The following is a 17,022-nucleotide window of genomic DNA, read 5'->3' as shown; positions in this document are numbered from 1 at the left end:
AATTTATTTTATATTTTTAAAATTTCCTGAAACCTATGCATACCAACAAATTGCAAGGAAGCTAGACTTGCTTTTTGATTGGTGTGTATTTCTTAGGCTTGACTATTTTTTTAAAAAATGTTCTTTTGTCTGTCATAAGAAGAACTGATGAACCCCCCATGCATCAGATTTTCTAAAATAATAAGCTGGTTATTACAAGGAAGATAAACAGCCGGTTTTAATGCTGAAAGATTAAAACCAGATAACTAGAAACAATAGTAAATACAAACCAAAGGATATGCGCCCATGCTTTTTCGTACTCTTGGATTGGTAACACTGTGTGTTACTTTAACTGCTTGTAATATATCTGGATCAGCTCAAAAAGGGCCCTTCAAAGAAGGCTCCAGGGTATCAGCTACACAGTTAGATTCTCAATCTTCTCCTATATCATCAACTACGCTAAATACTCAAATATCGGGTACTCAGGGTGAGTTTCTGGTTGATAGAATTGAATGGAGTGGCTGGACTGAATTAATAGCGACAGGCCAATACTTTGATGAGTACAATAATAGTGAAAGCAGTAATGAAATAACGTTAAATGTAATCACAAATAAAGATCGTCGTTTTGACACTGCTAACATTAACCTTTTTACACATTTGGCTGCTGCAAGAATTCGTGCTCAAGTCGCTGAAGGGGAAAGCATTAGCAGGGCGTGGCGTGACACTCAAACAGAGATAAAACAGTTATTTAATTTAAATCGTGTCAGTAGCAATAGCAGTCGCGGAGTAGAGCAGCTGGACTTGCTTCGTGGGAATGGCAGTTTTAGAAGAGATAATGCCAATCTATTGTTATTCACGGGGGCTTTTTTAGCTAATGGTTCGAATAATGATGACTTGCAATCTTTAACAGATGATTTTGCCGATGATGCCCAGTTTAATGGTTCTGGTGTTAATGTTTTTAATAACATCGCTATTAAAGCAGGGGAAAGCGGTCTTCTAGATGCCTTATCCAATAATCTAAAGTCACTGGGTGTGCGCAATCCGCCAAACAGCGGCGACATGAGCGAGCTTCCTGATTGGGTAAATACTGATGAGGTAACTGATAATGAACCACCAGTAATTTCAGTAACAGGTCAAAACCCGTTAACTATCGTTGTGGGCACTCAATATAATGATGATGGCGCAACAGCCTTGGATGATACCGATGGCGAAGTGGCAGCAACTGCTGTTGATGGTTCGGATATTATCGACACCTCAGAGGTTGGTGAGTTTACGGTTACCTATGAAGCAACGGATATAGCTGGAAACACTGCCACTGCTACACGAGCAGTTATTGTTGTAGAGGGGACTGATAATGAACCTCCAACCTTAACGCTTTTAGGTAATAACCCTGATCAGATTGAAGTGGATACTAGTGGTGGTGTCGTTTATGGAGATGAAGGATATACCGCTACAGACAATCGTGATGAAGTCGTTAATGTAATTGTCGATGGTGAGGTAAACATGGGTGTGTTAGGCACATACACGCTTACTTACACTGCAACTGATGCTGCTGAAAACTCAACAATCGTTGAGCGAGAAGTGAATGTCGTGGATACGACACCACCTGAAATAGAACTTGATGGAGCAAACCCTCACGTTATAGAAGTTGATACAAGTGAGGTGCCTGCAGCCTATGAAGAGCAGGGCGCAACAATTACCGATAATTACGATACTGAGTTAAGCTACGACGTCGATTACTCACAACTAGACACAACACAAGCTGGCACTTACATCATAACCTACACAGCAATTGACTCATCAAATAATGAGGCAGAACCTGTTACACGTGAAGTGCAAGTCCAGGAAGCTGAGAACGTACCTCCGACGGTCATTGCAGGAGAAGACACGTCGGTATTGATTAACTCAACAATCACATTAGTAGGCACAGCTTCTGACTCTGATGGTGGCATTGCATCCTATGTTTGGACAGGTGCTGAAGGCAATGAATTAGCGACTACCAATGAATTTGTATATACCCCAACCTCTATTGGTGCTCATGAACTTACGCTTACTGTAACTGATGATGATGGCGCTGAAGCAAGTGATTCATTGATTGTTACAGTTAATCTGCCACAGCCTTATCAAATAGTTTTTAATTCTGCGACTGTTTCTGTTCCTCGTAATATTTCTGTGTCGGAATTAACCCAGTTACTTGAGGGGAATTCATCGGTAAGAAATGGAGAAACCACAATTTCAACCGAAGCTTCTTTTAATACCTCTAGTGCGAACACAAACACTCCGGGTTCTTACACTGTCCAGGCATCTGTAACTGATCCATACAATGGAGTGATCACACGCGATTTAACCGTAGTTGTCACCAACAGCTCACCAGTTGCTTCTGCGGTTAACATTACTATCGAGGAAGATTCTAGCAATAATGGCATCTCACTAAATGCAACAGATGCTGAGAATGATCCATTGCAGTATTCGTATCCTTCCAGCACTGAAAATGGTGACATTACTGGAAGTGGTGCAAGCATTAATTACACGCCGAATAGCAACTTTTATGGCACAGATAGCTTTACTTACACCGTAAGTGACGGTTTTGCTAATTCATCGGCAACTGTGACAATAACTGTAAATAATGTGAATGATGCACCGGTTGCAGAAACTAAGACAATCACCCTAGAAGAAGATTCGTCAGGTAGTGCAGTAGAATTAAATGCAACTGATGTTGATTCTGAAGCATTGGAGTTTACGGTTGAAACACAACCGGCTAATGGATCTCTAGAAGGAACGCCACCTAACCTTACTTACACACCTGAGGCAAATTTCTCAGGAACGGACAGTTTTACTTTCGCAGTCACTGATGGTCAAGCTAGTTCCAAAGCAACAGTAAGTATTGTTGTTAACTCTGTGAATGATGAGCCTGTTGCTATAGCCAATGTAAATGGTGCTGTTGAGGTAGTGAGGGGCGAACAGGTTACGTTAAGCGGAATAGAAAGTAGTGATTTAGATGGTGAAATTGTTAGCTATCAGTGGGCTCTCAGTGGAAACTCAAATTATTCAAGTTCTCAAGAGTTTGTTTTTGATACAACTAATGCGGTACTTGGAGATATAACCTTTACCCTGACTGTGACTGATGATAAAGGAGCCACTGCAACAGATACCGCAACTATTACAGTTCTGCCAGCTGCTTCTAGCCCCAGCACAATGGTTTTTGGTTTTGCTCAACCACTTGAAATAGAAGCTGGTGCCTATGATGATGCAAGTGACCTCTATGCTTATATAGAGTCGCAAATCACTATCTATGATGAAAATGGTGAGCTTTTCGATAATACAAATGATTCCTATACCTATGATATTGAGAGTTTCCGCTTCGAGGATGAGGAAGAAATAGATCCTAATGTAGCGAGTTCAGGTATTGTTTACATTTATTATTTTAACGAGTTTGGTGATGGAATAGAGGCTGATATTGAAATAACTATCAATGAAGTTGCCAGAATAATTCCTGAGCTTTCTCAAGCGCAAATTGACGACTACCTCAATGTGATAAACACAGCGAGAGCTGAGCCACAATATTGTGGAGAAGAGCAAGTATTGTATCCTGCAGTATCTCCTCTAACATGGAGTGATAAGCTTTATAGAGCTGCGTACGAGCATAGTCAGGATATGGCGATCAGTGATACTTTTTCACACGAGGGTTCGGGTACTGCTTCTGATTGGACAGGGTCTGATTTGGAAGTCCCAGGCCCAAGTAGTGCAGAAGACAGAGTCGCAACTTATGATTATCAATGGACTAATTTAGCAGAAAATATAACCGCAGGAACTAATAGGGATACAGCCCAAAAAGCGATTGATGCTTGGTTAGCTAGTACCACCGGCCATTGTGAAAGTATGATGAATGCTGATGTAAGAGAGGTCGGTTTAGCGTTTGCTGCAAATGCAGATTCTGAATATACGAACTACTGGACTCAGAAATTAGCTAGACCTTCAGGTTATGTTGATGATGCAATAGTCAATGTCAGAATTACTACAGCAGATGGTGCTGTAGTAAGTGACGTAAGTGTGACAACTTCAGCAGGGACCGAGCAGTCAAACGCTAGTGGAAATGCTAGCATGGCGTTATCAGCGGATCAGGAGTATGTGTTAACGCTGAATAAAGAAGGTTATGCTACGCAAGTGTCTCCTATAAAAGCTCCGTTAGCTGGAGAGCAGATCAGTCTTGATTTCACTATGATTCAACGGGGTGCTGTTCAAACATTTGATGCAGGCTCGGGCGGAGTGATTACTGGCATTGATGGTGCTTCTGTTACATTAAATCCTGGTGATTTTCGATATCCAAATGGTGGAGCAGAAGTTACTGGTGATATTGAAGTAACTATAACCCCCGTTGATGTATCTAACCCTTCAAGTTTGGCAGCATTCCCTGGTGAGTTCACGGGAATTATAGAATTTGGCGGCGAAACACCAATCATCAGTTTTGGTACGGTTGAATATAAATTTACTCAAAATGGTCAAGAATTAGAATTGGCGCCAGAAACATTGGTTGAAATACTGATTCCAATCTACATTACCACTTACCAAGATGGCTCACCTATTGAAGCCAGTAGCTTTGATCCGCAAACTATTCCTCTATGGTCATTGAATGAAACTACTGGAATATGGGAACAAGAAGGATTTGGAATTGTTGTTGAATCTGAGGCTTCACCTACAGGTTTGGCTTTACAAGCTGCTGTAAGCCATTTCACTTGGTGGAATGCTGATGCGATTATGAATAGCGCAACAGCTAATGTTACGGTGTTAAGCGCTGAAGCTGAAAATGCTTCAGTTACTCTGATTGCAGATGCAAGTTCATCTTGTCGTGTTGGATGGAAAGCAACAGTCAACACTACCGCTACTGTCGGTATTACAAAAAGTCTAATTGTCCCTGCTTCTTGTGAAGTCTGTTATAAGGCTCAATGGAGTATGTCTCAAACTCAAGTAGTAACAAGTAATTCAGTATGTACAACTGCAACTAGCGGTCAGGTTGAAGTAGATCTAACGTTAGCTGAAACCGGTCCACTGAATATTGTTGCAAATGATGTTGAGGGTCCTGTAAATGTTAATGCTCTGATTAATAATCCATCAGCACGTATTCAAATAAGACCAACCACTCTAGAGGCGGACGTGATTTACACAATTACTTCTGGTGCACTTCCTGATGGGATTTCACTACAAGCAATCAATGGAACACTGTCTGAATTAGTGGGTGTGCCAACAGAAGTAGGAAACTTCTCAGTCACTGTACAAGGAACAGATTCAATAGATGGTATTACAGATTCCGTAACAATTAACTATTCTGTTTTTGATCCTAGCACTACTGATGCTCCTCCAGGGTTTGGATTTACTTTCTATAGGCTTCCTTTCACTGTTGATTCGATTTCAACCGACTTTTCTGTTTATAACATAGGGGGAGAGGCTACTAGTTGGGCGCTAGAGGTTGGCCCGTATTGGAATTCTTTGCCTGTGCCAGAGTGGCTTGAAATAAGCTCTACAGGTGTTGTAACAGTCTTAGGCGACTATCCATACAATGATGGGTGGAGTGGTGCGATTACAGCAACAAATGCTATAGATTCGGTTACTGTTAATATTTCTGTATGTACTGGTAGTGAAGGAAGCACTAGTCTGTGTGGCACACCACAACCGATACCTGGTGACTATTCTTTTTCAGTCTTTGATTCATACACATACCTCATCGGGCAAGATGGTATTGCTTACTTTTCTATAAACTTAAACCAAGCTTATACTAATGATCTTACTATCAATTATGTAACTTCTGATGGAACGGCTGTGGCGGGAACAGATTATGAAGCAACTTCATCAAGTGTTGTTATACCTGCCGGTGAAACGTGGGGCTTTATACCTATAGAGGTAACGTCTTATAGTCAGTTAAATCCACCTGATTGGATGGGGGTGAGAACTTTTAATCTGAGTATAAGTACTGATGATGATGTTAGAATTGAAACAGAAACAGTTCAGGCGTCCTTAATTCCAGAATCCCAGCCTCAACCAGAATAAATTACATTAGAGTGTTTATTACGCAGCCTTCGGGTTGCGTTTTTTTTGCCTGGAGAAAGTTAAAATTATTAAATTAGATTCTGATTAAGTTATTTATTTACGATTCTTTCTCCAGCGTTTTTTACGTTCAGCTTTAGTCGCCTTTTTATCTTCTATTTTCTTTTCAGATTCAGCCTGTGCGGTGATATTTTCATTCTCAAAAGAAATTGGCTCTTCGAGTGTTATTCTACCCAGAGTTCCTAATCGGAATTCATTGATCAGGATCTTACAGGCTTTATCTATTTCAACTTGTCCACCACTGCGTAAGCAGCCTCTTTGACGTCCAATGATCTCAATGAGTTCAATTTCTGTTTGTGGGCACTCTGAAAGCTCATAACGCTTTGTCAATAATTCAGGGTAGTGTTTGATTAAGTATTCGGCTAAATAAAATGCTGCATCATCACTCTCAAACGCTGTGTCTTTTATGGCGCCTGAGATAGCTAATCGATATCCACTGTGTTCGTTATTAATATTTCCCCATAAAAGTCCAGGGGTGTCGAAAAGAACCACATCATCATTGATTTTAATGCGTTGTTGTTGTCTTGTAACGGCTGCTTCGTTACCTGTTTTGGCAATGGTCCGACCTGTTACGGTATTAATGATGGTTGATTTTCCGACATTAGGAATGCCTACAATCATCGCATGAATTTCTCTATCTCTAGCGTCGCTAATGGTTACCATTTTTCGGCATAGGCTTGAGATTTGTTTGATTTTTTCGGGTTGCTCACGAGAGACGCAAAGGGTTTTAATACCTTTATCGCGCTCGTAATAGGCTTGCCATTTTTCAGTTAATTCTGGGTCTGCCAAGTCACTTTTATTAAAAATCTTGATGCAGGGAATGTCTCTTGTCGAACTATTACGAATAGCCGCGATCATTGGGTTTTCGCTAGAACCTGGCAAACGTGCATCGAGCACTTCTATGAGTAAGTCCATTTCTGGAAGCTTTTCACGTATTTCTTTACTGGCCCTGTGCATATGGCCGGGAAACCATTGAATTTTCATATTGTTATTGTGCTGTCCATATTTTTAGATCGAATCAGACCATTTTACACGCCAATCTACAAATGTCACTTTGAATAGCAGGGTAGGAGCTATAGGTTCATAAATACTTCTACCATTAGTCTAGCGGTTTAAAAATGATAGGGTGATTATGGTAGATTAGGAGGAGAACTGTTACCAAGTAATAATAAAAATTATCACAACCCCAGTGAGAGAGAACAAAATGTTAGATTCAGTGAAAGAAATCCTTACTAAAGAAATAGATCTTCACGATGTTTTAGATAAAGAGATAGATACTAAGCATCTGAAAAAATTCCTTGCTCAAGAAATTGAAATTAAAAAGTTAAAAGAATTATTGGCGACAGAAATAAAGCTGAAAGAATTTCTGGTGCAAGAAATCGATGTTAAAAAAATGTTCTCTACTCATGAGCAGGCGAAAATTGATAAAGAAGAAGCAGAATATAAATCAATTAATAAAGCGGTTAGCGATAATAACTTAAAGATGTTAGACGCAGGCTCAAAAAAAGCCGAAGCAGCTAAAGAAAACACAGAAGAAAATAAGCATAAAAACGCTGAAGCTAATGCTGTTCCAAGCCCTAAAAAACTCCCCCCTTATGATTACAGTTTAATCAAAACGCTTGAAGAAGAGCAGGCCGAATTATTGTTTGTTTATAAGGAGATGATGAAACACGCGGAAGCTGAGCAATACAGTGCAGCGGCAGGTAGGCTGGAAGCCTTTTCATCTAAAATTAAAGCCCATTTTCATAAAGCGGATAAGGAACTTTACTCGTACCTTAGAACTTTCATTCAGCTCAAATACCCGAAGCGTGAAAGAGCGTTTAACGAGTTAAACCTCGAGATGAAGAATATCTCTATAGAAATTTTCTTCTCGATAACACAAAGTCCTCATATTCCTGTGAATGAAAGAAATCGCAGTGAATTCATCAAAGAGTTTACTCACTTAGGTAAGCTATTAGAAACACGTATTCACCGAGAAGAAACGGTGTTACATGTTATGTATGACGAAAGTAATGGACCTACTGATATTAGTTAAATTAAAGCTTTGTATCTTAATGGTGTAATTGTAATGCTAGAAAGATTACAACTACTACAAAGTAGCATTAGCCATTTTTTGCTACTAATGTCTCATTGGAATACTTACAGTCGATAGCGCTGATCAAAATCTTTAAAGCCGCATAGCTGATGTGGATAGTTTTTCGTTAATCCGATACATTTAAAACGTTCCCCCATTTCTGCGGGGAGCGTTAACGTACGTATCTGTTGTGCGAGTGCGTATTGATCATCTAAATTATTTTCCAAAGCGTGTTTGAAATATTCTTCTAAACCTGTATTCGCCAGAAAACACGCTTGAGAAGTAAACCCTGCAACCTCCAATGCAGAGAAGTCAGCAGCTTCTGCAACTGCTGTAAAATCAACGCTGGCAGTGATGTCTTGTAAGCCAATATGTAGCAATGGTGCCTCGTTCACTAAATGCTGATAATGGCAAATCAAAGTGCCTTTATTGCGCTCTGCCAAATAATATTCTTTGCGTGGGTATCCATAGTCGATCAAAAGCACCAATCCTTCTTCTATGATTTCAGCGATTGATTTTAGCCAATGCGTTATATGTGAATTGATTTCTGATGTGTAAGGAGTCGCTTCTTTAGGGATATTCAAACGTAATACGCGATCATGAAGTGCCTTATTGGTTTCAGTCGCAGGTCTTAATTGTTCGAGAAGCGCATCATCCTGCCAAATGACATGATGTTCGTAGACGATGTCTCCATGTTGGGTAAATACATCAACGGGCATGGCGTCTAATACTTCATTGGCTAACACGATGCCTGAGAAGTGTTTGGGCAGGGTGGTTAACCAAGTGACTTTGGTCAGTAAATGTGGCGCTTTTGATTCAATCGTTTGTTTCTGGCGCTGTTGTAATTCGGGACTCAGATCGAGAATGAAATAAGTCTCAGGTAAGCTGTTTTGCTTTTCAAGTTCCAATAGGATTTCGGCAGCCATAATACCCGTGCCTGCGCCAAATTCTAAAATGCACCCCCCCACTTTGGAGGCTTTTTTTGTGTGTATTGACTTTAAGACCTCGGCACATTGATTCGCAATACACTGTGAAAATAACGGTGATATTTGCGGTGCAGTTGTAAAATCTCCCTGTTCACCAATTTTGTGAGTGCCTGCGACGTAATAACCCAAACGAGGTTCGTATAAAGCCATTTCCATATAGCGTTTAAAACTAATGCTACCACCATTGCTTATGATTGCGTTTCTTATGCTAGCGACTAACTTTTCGCTATGTTCCAAGGCATCTGCGGAAGGTTCTGGTAAACTCTGAACGTGTTTCATGAGCGTAGAGTATATAGGGATTAATGACTATGCAATTATTGCAGGGGAAAGTAGCGCTGGTAACTGGATCAGCTCGACGAATTGGCGCTGTAACGGTTCGTGCTTTGCACCAACAAGGTGCCACCGTGGTTGTGCATTATCGCAACTCCGCGAATGACGCCAAAGCGCTTTGTGATGAACTCAATGCCATGCGTGAAAATTCCTGTTTGATGCAGCAAGCAGAATTAGCCGATATAGATTCCTTGCAAAGCATGATTGATCAAATAATCAGTAAAACGGGAAGGCTGGATATATTAATCAATAATGCCTCGAGTTTTTATCCGACAAAAGTGGGAGAGATTAAAGAATCTGATTGGGATAATTTAATGGCGAGCAACCTGAAAGCCCCTTTGTTTTTATCTCAAGCTGCCACACCTCATTTAAAAAAGGTACAGGGCTGTATCGTGAACATGGTTGATATTCATAGTGAGCGTCCTTTAAAAGACCACCCCGTTTATTGTTCGGCGAAAGCAGGTTTGGCGATGCTGACTAAATCATTAGCCAAAGAACTGGGGCCAGACATTAGAGTGAATGGCGTCTCACCAGGTGCGATTTTGTGGCCAGAGGATGATGACGATAGTCCAGAAATGAAAGCCCAACACCAATCGATACTGGATAAAACCAGCTTGAATAAGACAGGATCAGCGGAAGATATCGCAAATACGATTATGTTTTTGGTTACTCAGGCAGACTACATAACCGGACATATCATTCCCGTGGATGGCGGGCGATTGTTGAATCAATAAAATCATACTTAAACATGTTTTAAAAAAAGCCCCCAAAGTAGGGGGGTGACTTTCAATGTGGCTATAAGCCATTTAACAGATAAAAAACACATTAAAACGGGCAGTAATTCTATATGGACAGTATTTTTCTCTTAACCATCGGATTTATTTTTCTCGGTGCGTTGTTATCCAATGTGCTGAAATGGAGTAATAAAGACCGAGTGCTTAAAGATTTGCAGGGTTTTCATTCCACCATTGAAATGCAAAGCGGCAAGAAAGTCTGGGGTAAAACGAATATTTATTCGAATGGTATGGAGCTACACTTTTCTCGCTCGGCCTCTAATGCTTTGGGTAATCCTATCAATTCGTTCATTTTCTATGGGGCTGATATTGATAAAATTCGCACGATTTTCAGAAATCACGGTGAGTTATCCGAAAAGAATCAATTAAAGCGAGCTAAAGAAGTGGCAAGGGTTTCTAACCCTGACTTTTTACATCGCTCGTCGCGTAAATTACGGATCTTTTTTAATGTATTTAATGATGCGATTGGTGAAGCGTTGAATGTGTTTTTAAGTCGTATGAAAGGTTCGGGTGGTGTGCTTTCTACACAGGGCGATTACATTAAAAAAATGGGTACCACAGCGCTATCTTCTAGCGGTAATGAGTACGACCCCATTCTTGAGTCCTATATCAATAAACGAGTAAGTGTGAATCTCGAAGACGAACATGGGCACAGCGAATACTGTGGTTATTTAAAAGAATATTCATCTGCATGGATGTCAGTGCTGAATTGTAGCGTAACGCATGCGCACAAAATCGATTTGGATGACTTGACGCGTTTATCGTTGCAGCGAGATCTGGATTTTCACTATACCTTGTATGAAGTAAAACCGGGTGAGTATGCTTTGGACGTTAAAATAGACGCGTTTGGTGAAGAGCCAATGAAGCTTATTGGGGTAAAAGGAGGTGATGACGACAAAGATGTTGCGGAAAATACGCGAAATTATCAACATAGATTGAATAAAACGCTGAAACAAGGTGAATCGCTGTCATTTACGCTGAATAATTTACCCACTGAAACCCTCGTAGACGTTGACCCAACTTTATTACCGCTATCAATTGAGATGGTTTCTGAAGTACGCAGAGAGGGTGAATTACCCGAAGCGTATTTTACTCATCAAAAACTATTACCAGAGCTAAAGCTGGAGATTGAATCTACACATATTGCTGATGTTTATTTGCCAAGAACAATCGCAATCGTTAGGCATAGTGCTGGCTAAGGTACCTGAAAGGCATTGTTTTGTTAGTCGTCTTTGTTAGTTATGTATGCATGTATGTATGTATGTATGTATGTATGTATGTATGTATGTATGTATGTATGTATGTATGTATGTATGTATGTATGGTGTTAGGCATTAACCGTCATTTTGTGCGTTTCAATAAGATCGGATTCGAAAAAACTTATTAATAGATCGCAGGTTTCTTCTATGCGTTTCTTTCTCTTTGGGAATGCAGTGAATTGCGCTTTTTTCCAACTCTCGATTTCATTCTTCATATCTTCTGCGCTGAACATATAAATGGAGCCGCTTTGATTTAAATGACGCATAAACCAGGGCAATGCAGCTTTGGTGATCATGAATGCTTCCTTTTTGGCAGGACTGCTTTCGCTGCGTTCCTCGACCCATTCGTCTATGGCAATATCCAGAGTTTGCTGGCTAAAGACAAAACAGATGTTTGTATTATTGTTAGTGTTATTCATAAGCTTAGTTATCAAAAAGAAAGGGTGTTATGTTTGTTTGCGCACCTTTTAGTATAAGGTGAATGTTAAGCAAATCAAATGACCTGAGTAAAAGAACAAATAAAAAATCAAGCCAAGCGAAGCCTTAAAAATATGCCTCAAAGGTGGGGGGTGTCATTTTTTATTCTTTGTGGCGACCAAGATCACAAATTTCTTATTACTGGCGACCGTCTGGCAATTACCAAAAAGCTTCTTTAGTTTAATGTGATAGGCAAGGTGTCGATTTCCGACTACCCAGAGTTCACCGTTTTTTTGTAACTTTTGCTGGCTTTGTTTAAACATGGTCCAGGCAATATGGTCGCCGACGGCATGTGCCTGATGAAACGGTGGGTTGCATAGAATCAGATCAGGTGCATTGCCTTGAAATTGATCGAGGCTGTTACTCATTACAAACTCTGCATCGTCAGTATTTTCATCGATTGTTTCGTTACTGTAGTTAATTTTTGCAGAAGCTATTGCAGCGTAAGATTCATCAGTAAAACTGATTTTTGCATGGGGTATTAATTGTTTCGCCGCAATTCCAAGTATTCCGTTGCCGCAGCCTAAATCAATGATATTAGGTGCTTGCTCGGCATATTCTCCATGTTGGTTTAAATGCTTTTTAATTGTCTCAAGAAAAAAGCGTGTGCCGATATCCAGATGATCATTGGCAAATACATTGGCAAAATTTTGTAGATTTATTCCAGATGATTCATCTTTGATGGTTTTCGGGTAGGGAGAAACGACGATATTTTGTTGGTCATTCTGTGCATAAATCAATCGCGCTTTTTTGGTTGCGCGCGAAGTCGTTGTAGTACCGATAATTTTTTCAAACAGCTTGAGTGTCGAGGTGTGAATATGTTTGCTCATGGCTGCGCCGATAATCACCGTTTCAGGGTGTATATGTGGCTTAAGTCGGCACAGTTGATCTTCCAGCAACGATAAAGTCTTGGGTATTTTAATCAAAACCAGATCGTACTTTCCTTCTGGTTCTTTTGTCGATGGAATTAATACGGGACTAGCAGAGATTTTATTGAGAGATAGGTTATGCGTAGTGGCAAGGTGTGAGATAAATGAATCAGACCAGCTATGCACCGAGTATTCATTAAAGGCTAATGCAAGAGCGCCAAAAGAATCATTGGCTATAAGTGGGGGGGTGACTAAAAGATGAGAATAGTCAGTAAGCACTGTTTCTATTAAAAGCTCATCGGCGGCATCCCAGCCACGTAAGGTATCGTTTTTGATTTTTGGCAGGCGTTCCAGCTGGAATTCACCCGAATGAATATTTAATGTTTCCACGATTATCCTTGACGATTTTTACTCAGATAAGGCTTGGTGTAGTTCTGATTTAGCCCTAGCTTTGCTCTAGATTAGATCGGGGAATTGTAGTCTAAAAATGGAATGACAGGTATTTTATAAATCTCTTACAACACGAAAACCGAGATTGGTGTCCATTTCATCATATAAGCGTTTTTTTCTGGCGGCACTGCGTGCGTGGATCGCTTCATCGAACCATGAGCCGCCTTTGGTAACAATCGCAGAGCTAATAAAGCCAGAGTCATTAGAGCCATCTCGATTGCTATTAACATGAGAATCACGCCAAGGTGTGCTGGTAAACTCCCAGACGTTGCCGTGCACTTCATGTAAGCCCCAGTTATTGGGTGGTTTGCATCCCACTTCTAAAGCGGTTGCCATGGGTGAACATAAAGGTAAAAACCAGCGCTTCTTCTTTTTCGCTTCATTGTAGGGAAATAGCGAATGAAAATGCACTTCCTTACAAGTGACTTCGTCGCCAAAATGAAATGCTGAATTTGTACCTGCGCGGGCAGCGTATTCCCATTCAGACTCTGTGGGTAATCGGTAACGTTTTCCCGTTTGATCGCTGAGCCATTTTAGGTATAACGCGGCATCCGCCATACGAATATTAATTACCGGTTTTCTTCCTTCGGACCAAATTAAATCATTCCGCAAAAACCATTCTGTATCTTCGCGAAATTTTTCAAACTCTTCGGCGGTTACGGTAAAACGACCAATCGCAAAAGGTTGAGTAATACGCGTGTAGTGCTGGGGGTATTCGTTAACGGAGTGACCGAATTCATCACGGTTCGATCCCATTTCATATTGGCCAGCAGGGATAATAGCTAGCTCAGGCCCTTTGCCGCCGATCTTTAAGTCATCAGCAAAGTAGGGGGATAGATTAAATTTCTTCGCCGTATCTTGTTGCAGCGCTTTAATCTCATTTTGATTAAGCTCTGGCAAAAACTTGCTAGAATTTAAGTGGCTATCTGCTGTCTCTGGTGTCGTTGAAGAATACATATAAAAACAAGCTATATTAATAAATACTTATATTATCGCTTTAGTTTTGAAGAGAATTCAAGAGTTAGATCAATAAACAGATATAAATATTGATTAGAATCGAATTTTTATTTTCTCTATTAAATTTTATAATTTAGTAAGAACATTATGCAAGAGCCATAGCAAGTGTGTACAATCTCGGCTTTGGGTTTTACAAATCTTTAGGTTGTATCCTTGAGAGTTGTAATCGAATCCCCATAATTAAATAATCTTAAATTTTGGAGTAACAGTGTATGCCTTGGAATGAACCAGGTGGCGATGATAAAGACCCTTGGAGTAAAGGTAAATCGGGTGATAATTCTAATGGAGGCTCTAAAGAAAGTTCGAAAGGAAATTCTAAAGGCAATCCAGTAGATAACATTGAAGATATCACGCGTAAAATGAATGATAAAATCGGTGGCTTATTTGGGAAAAAGAAATTGGGTAGTGGTAATGGCCCAAGCAGTACTTCTCTAATAATAATCGGTCTTGTGGCACTATCTGCATGGTTAGCAACAGGATTCTACACAGTGGATTCTGCGCAACGTGGAGTAGAGTTTAGATTTGGTGCATTCACCGAAACAACGCTTCCTGGCTTGCATTGGCATATCCCTTACCCAGTTGATACGGTTGAGCTTGTTGATATCGACCGAGTTCGTACAGCAGAAGATCGTACTCACATGCTGACACGCGATGAAAATATCGTGGATTTAGGTGTTGCTGCTCAGTACAAAATCAAGAATGCAGAAGATTACTTATTTAATATCTACCTTCCAGATTACGAAAGAAACCAGTCAATTGGCACACTTTTTCAAGTAATGCGAAGCGCTGTTAGAGAAATTGCCAGTCTTAATACCATGGATTCTATTTTGAAAGAGAATCGTGGCGCGATTGCTCCTGATACTCGTATCGTTATGCAAAAAGTATTAGATGACTACAAATCAGGTTTAGAAGTTGTCAAAGTCAACGTAACTTATGCTGAAGCTCCAAAGCAGGTTAAAGATGCATTTGATGATGCCAACAGAGCGCGTGAGGATTTGGATAGATTCAAAAACCAGGCGGAAACTTACGCAAACAGTGTAGTACCTATCGCTGAAGGTAAAGCATCTCGCTTAAGTGAAGCGGCGACTGCTTACGAAAGTCAGGCAATCTCAAAAGCAGAAGGTGATGCGTCACGTTTCAGTCAGTTAGTTGCTGAATACGAAAAGGCTCCTGATGTAACCAGAAAACGTCTTTACCTGGAAACAATGGAAAGCGTTTATGCAAATACAACTAAAATCATGGTTGATTCAAAATCAGGTAACAATTTATTGTACTTGCCATTGAATCAATTAAATACGAGCAAACCATCAACCAGTGCAACGGATGATTTTGATCCAGCGACAGCAGGTTTAGTAGAGCAGGCGCTAAGAAATCAAAGAGCCCAGCAGAGCGGTAGTATTCGCGATGGTGTAAGAGACGCAACGAGAGGGTCACGATAATGAAAAATATAGTAATTATTGTTATCGCGGTTATCGTATTTATTTTTGCTACGGCAACCTATACGGTAGACCAGCGTGAAACTGCAATTAAATTCCGATTCAAGGAAATTGTAGAAACTGATATTAAACCAGGTCTACATTTCAAAATTCCTTTTGTGAATACGGTAGAAAAGTTTTCAAAGCTTATTTTGACGCTTGATGCGCAACCTGATCGTTTCTTAACAGGAGAGAAGAAATACGTACAAGTAGACTTCTTTGTTAAATGGCGTATTGCCGATGCCGGTGTATTTTATCGTGCAACTCGTGGTGACTTGAATCGTGCTCAGAACCGTCTTGAAAGTATTATGAAAGATGGTCTTAGAAACGAATTCAGTACGCGTACGGTTAAAGAGGCAATTACCGGTGAACGTGGTGAAATCATGACCGAATTGCGTGAGAAAGCGGCAGAGTCTGCCAAGTCTCTGGGTATTGAGATTGTTGACACTCGTGTCAGTCAAATTGACTTTCCTGAGTCTGTTAGTGAATCTGTTTATGAAAGAATGCGTTCTGAAAGACAACGTGTAGCTCAGGACTTCCGTTCTCGTGGTAAAGCTGAAGGTGAAAAGCTTCGCGCTATTGCTGATCGCCAGGCTGTCATTATTGAAGCAAATGCTTACCGTGATGCTGAGAAAATTCGTGGTAACGGTGATGCTAAGTCTGCTGAAATCTACGCTAAGGCTTATCAGAGAAACCCAGAATTCTACGCTTTTTACAGAAGTTTAGGCGCTTACAAGAAGTCGTTGGGTAATGGTGGAGATATTATGGTTATCGAACCTGACGCGGAATTCTTTAAGTACTTCAAACAACAAGGTGGGCAATAAGCCCACTTTGTGTTGTTTTTAGTAGCTTAACTTCACACTTTAAATAAACGTTAATTACGTTATTATTTACGTGATTAACGTTTACTGGTTATAACCTTCTATGAATTGGCACGATTTACTCAATGCGATTGCATTATTGTTAATTCTTGAAGGTTTATTGCCTTTTATAAAACCCGAAAGTATTAAGAAAATTTACCATACCATGTCGCAAACCCCTGAAAGTTCCTTGCGTATGATTGGTTTGGCAAGTATTGTTGCTGGTCTTGTTTTGCTATACTTAAGTTAAACCCGATCTAAAACTAAGTATACCTCCGCTACTAACCCGTTTAGTCTCAGAGCTACTTTTACAACTACTCTTACTCTTGTAATTAGATATCCCATTATTTTTA

General features: G+C 40.2%; 12 protein-coding genes. 7 read left to right on the top strand and 5 right to left on the bottom strand.

Going from position 1 to position 17,022, the window contains the following annotated elements; all coding sequences use genetic code 11:
- Positions 1-285 precede the first annotated feature (285 nt).
- On the top strand, positions 286-6,021 hold the full coding sequence (locus OO007_RS15540; protein ID WP_325809480.1) for a tandem-95 repeat protein: 5,736 nt from the start codon (positions 286-288) through the stop codon (positions 6,019-6,021).
- Positions 6,022-6,114: 93 nt separating this feature from the next.
- Here the strand turns inward: OO007_RS15540 and ylqF are convergent, their stop codons facing one another.
- The gene (gene ylqF / locus OO007_RS15535) at positions 6,115-7,062 is read right to left on the bottom strand and encodes a ribosome biogenesis GTPase YlqF (protein WP_131906999.1); all 948 of its coding nucleotides are present in this window, start codon (positions 7,060-7,062) and stop codon (positions 6,115-6,117) included.
- 220 nt (positions 7,063-7,282) lie between these two features.
- Here ylqF and OO007_RS15530 point away from each other — a divergent pair, with 220 nt between their 5' ends.
- Complete coding sequence (locus OO007_RS15530) at positions 7,283-8,113, top strand: hypothetical protein (protein ID WP_131906998.1); 831 nt, start codon at positions 7,283-7,285, stop codon at positions 8,111-8,113.
- Between the two features lie 104 nt (positions 8,114-8,217).
- Here the strand turns inward: OO007_RS15530 and OO007_RS15525 are convergent, their stop codons facing one another.
- Positions 8,218-9,417, bottom strand: coding sequence for a class I SAM-dependent methyltransferase (locus tag OO007_RS15525; RefSeq protein ID WP_325809479.1), 1,200 nt, complete (start codon positions 9,415-9,417; stop codon positions 8,218-8,220).
- Positions 9,418-9,446: 29 nt separating this feature from the next.
- On the opposite strand from OO007_RS15525, the gene OO007_RS15520 reads away from it, so the two are divergent.
- A complete protein-coding gene (locus OO007_RS15520; protein ID WP_131906996.1) occupies positions 9,447-10,202 on the top strand; it encodes a pteridine reductase in 756 nt (251 codons plus the stop codon).
- A 113-nt stretch (positions 10,203-10,315) separates the two neighbouring features.
- Complete coding sequence (locus OO007_RS15515; protein WP_325809478.1) at positions 10,316-11,461, top strand: hypothetical protein; 1,146 nt, start codon at positions 10,316-10,318, stop codon at positions 11,459-11,461.
- A 128-nt stretch (positions 11,462-11,589) separates the two neighbouring features.
- On the opposite strand, the gene OO007_RS15510 is transcribed toward OO007_RS15515, so the two are convergent.
- The 3 genes from OO007_RS15510 to OO007_RS15500 form a co-directional block, all read right to left on the bottom strand.
- Complete coding sequence (locus tag OO007_RS15510; RefSeq protein WP_325809477.1) at positions 11,590-11,940, bottom strand: hypothetical protein; 351 nt, start codon at positions 11,938-11,940, stop codon at positions 11,590-11,592.
- Positions 11,941-12,093: 153 nt separating this feature from the next.
- Positions 12,094-13,257 carry a methyltransferase gene (locus OO007_RS15505; RefSeq protein ID WP_325809476.1) on the bottom strand — a complete coding sequence of 388 codons (1,164 nt, stop codon included), beginning with the start codon at positions 13,255-13,257 and terminating at the stop codon, positions 12,094-12,096.
- A gap of 114 nt (positions 13,258-13,371) precedes the next feature.
- On the bottom strand, positions 13,372-14,274 hold the full coding sequence (locus OO007_RS15500; protein WP_325809475.1) for a formylglycine-generating enzyme family protein: 903 nt from the start codon (positions 14,272-14,274) through the stop codon (positions 13,372-13,374).
- 272 nt (positions 14,275-14,546) lie between these two features.
- Between OO007_RS15500 and hflK the strand changes: the two genes are divergently transcribed.
- The 3 genes from hflK to OO007_RS15485 all read left to right on the top strand — a co-directional run bounded on the left by hflK (position 14,547) and on the right by OO007_RS15485 (position 16,919).
- Positions 14,547-15,773, top strand: coding sequence for an FtsH protease activity modulator HflK (gene hflK / locus OO007_RS15495; protein WP_131906991.1), 1,227 nt, complete (start codon positions 14,547-14,549; stop codon positions 15,771-15,773).
- Positions 15,773-16,633, top strand: a complete 861-nt coding sequence (gene hflC / locus OO007_RS15490) for a protease modulator HflC (RefSeq protein WP_131906990.1) — start codon at positions 15,773-15,775, stop codon at positions 16,631-16,633. Before hflK ends, hflC begins: the two co-directional genes overlap by 1 nt.
- A gap of 100 nt (positions 16,634-16,733) precedes the next feature.
- Entirely contained in the window at positions 16,734-16,919 is a 186-nt protein-coding gene (locus tag OO007_RS15485; RefSeq protein ID WP_131906989.1) for a DUF2065 domain-containing protein, read from the top strand.
- The last annotated feature ends 103 nt before the right edge of the window (positions 16,920-17,022 follow it).

The organism is Cocleimonas sp. KMM 6892, from assembly GCF_035798195.1.
Lineage (GTDB): Bacteria > Pseudomonadota > Gammaproteobacteria > Thiotrichales > Thiotrichaceae > Cocleimonas > Cocleimonas flava.
Note: the sequence above shows the minus strand (reverse complement) of the source record. Positions and strands in the feature narration are given on the sequence as shown.

Bases quoted from the DNA above. Each gene is read 5' to 3' on its own strand.
- OO007_RS15540 (WP_325809480.1), top strand. From the start codon at position 286: ATGCTTTTTCGTACTCTTGGATTGGTAACACTGTGTGTTACTTTAACT.
- ylqF (WP_131906999.1), bottom strand. From the start codon at position 7,062: ATGAAAATTCAATGGTTTCCCGGCCATATGCACAGGGCCAGTAAAGAA.
- OO007_RS15530 (WP_131906998.1), top strand. From the start codon at position 7,283: ATGTTAGATTCAGTGAAAGAAATCCTTACTAAAGAAATAGATCTTCAC.
- OO007_RS15525 (WP_325809479.1), bottom strand. From the start codon at position 9,417: ATGAAACACGTTCAGAGTTTACCAGAACCTTCCGCAGATGCCTTGGAA.
- OO007_RS15520 (WP_131906996.1), top strand. From the start codon at position 9,447: ATGCAATTATTGCAGGGGAAAGTAGCGCTGGTAACTGGATCAGCTCGA.
- OO007_RS15515 (WP_325809478.1), top strand. From the start codon at position 10,316: ATGGACAGTATTTTTCTCTTAACCATCGGATTTATTTTTCTCGGTGCG.
- OO007_RS15510 (WP_325809477.1), bottom strand. From the start codon at position 11,940: ATGAATAACACTAACAATAATACAAACATCTGTTTTGTCTTTAGCCAG.
- OO007_RS15500 (WP_325809475.1), bottom strand. From the start codon at position 14,274: ATGTATTCTTCAACGACACCAGAGACAGCAGATAGCCACTTAAATTCT.
- hflK (WP_131906991.1), top strand. From the start codon at position 14,547: ATGCCTTGGAATGAACCAGGTGGCGATGATAAAGACCCTTGGAGTAAA.
- hflC (WP_131906990.1), top strand. From the start codon at position 15,773: ATGAAAAATATAGTAATTATTGTTATCGCGGTTATCGTATTTATTTTT.
- OO007_RS15485 (WP_131906989.1), top strand. From the start codon at position 16,734: ATGAATTGGCACGATTTACTCAATGCGATTGCATTATTGTTAATTCTT.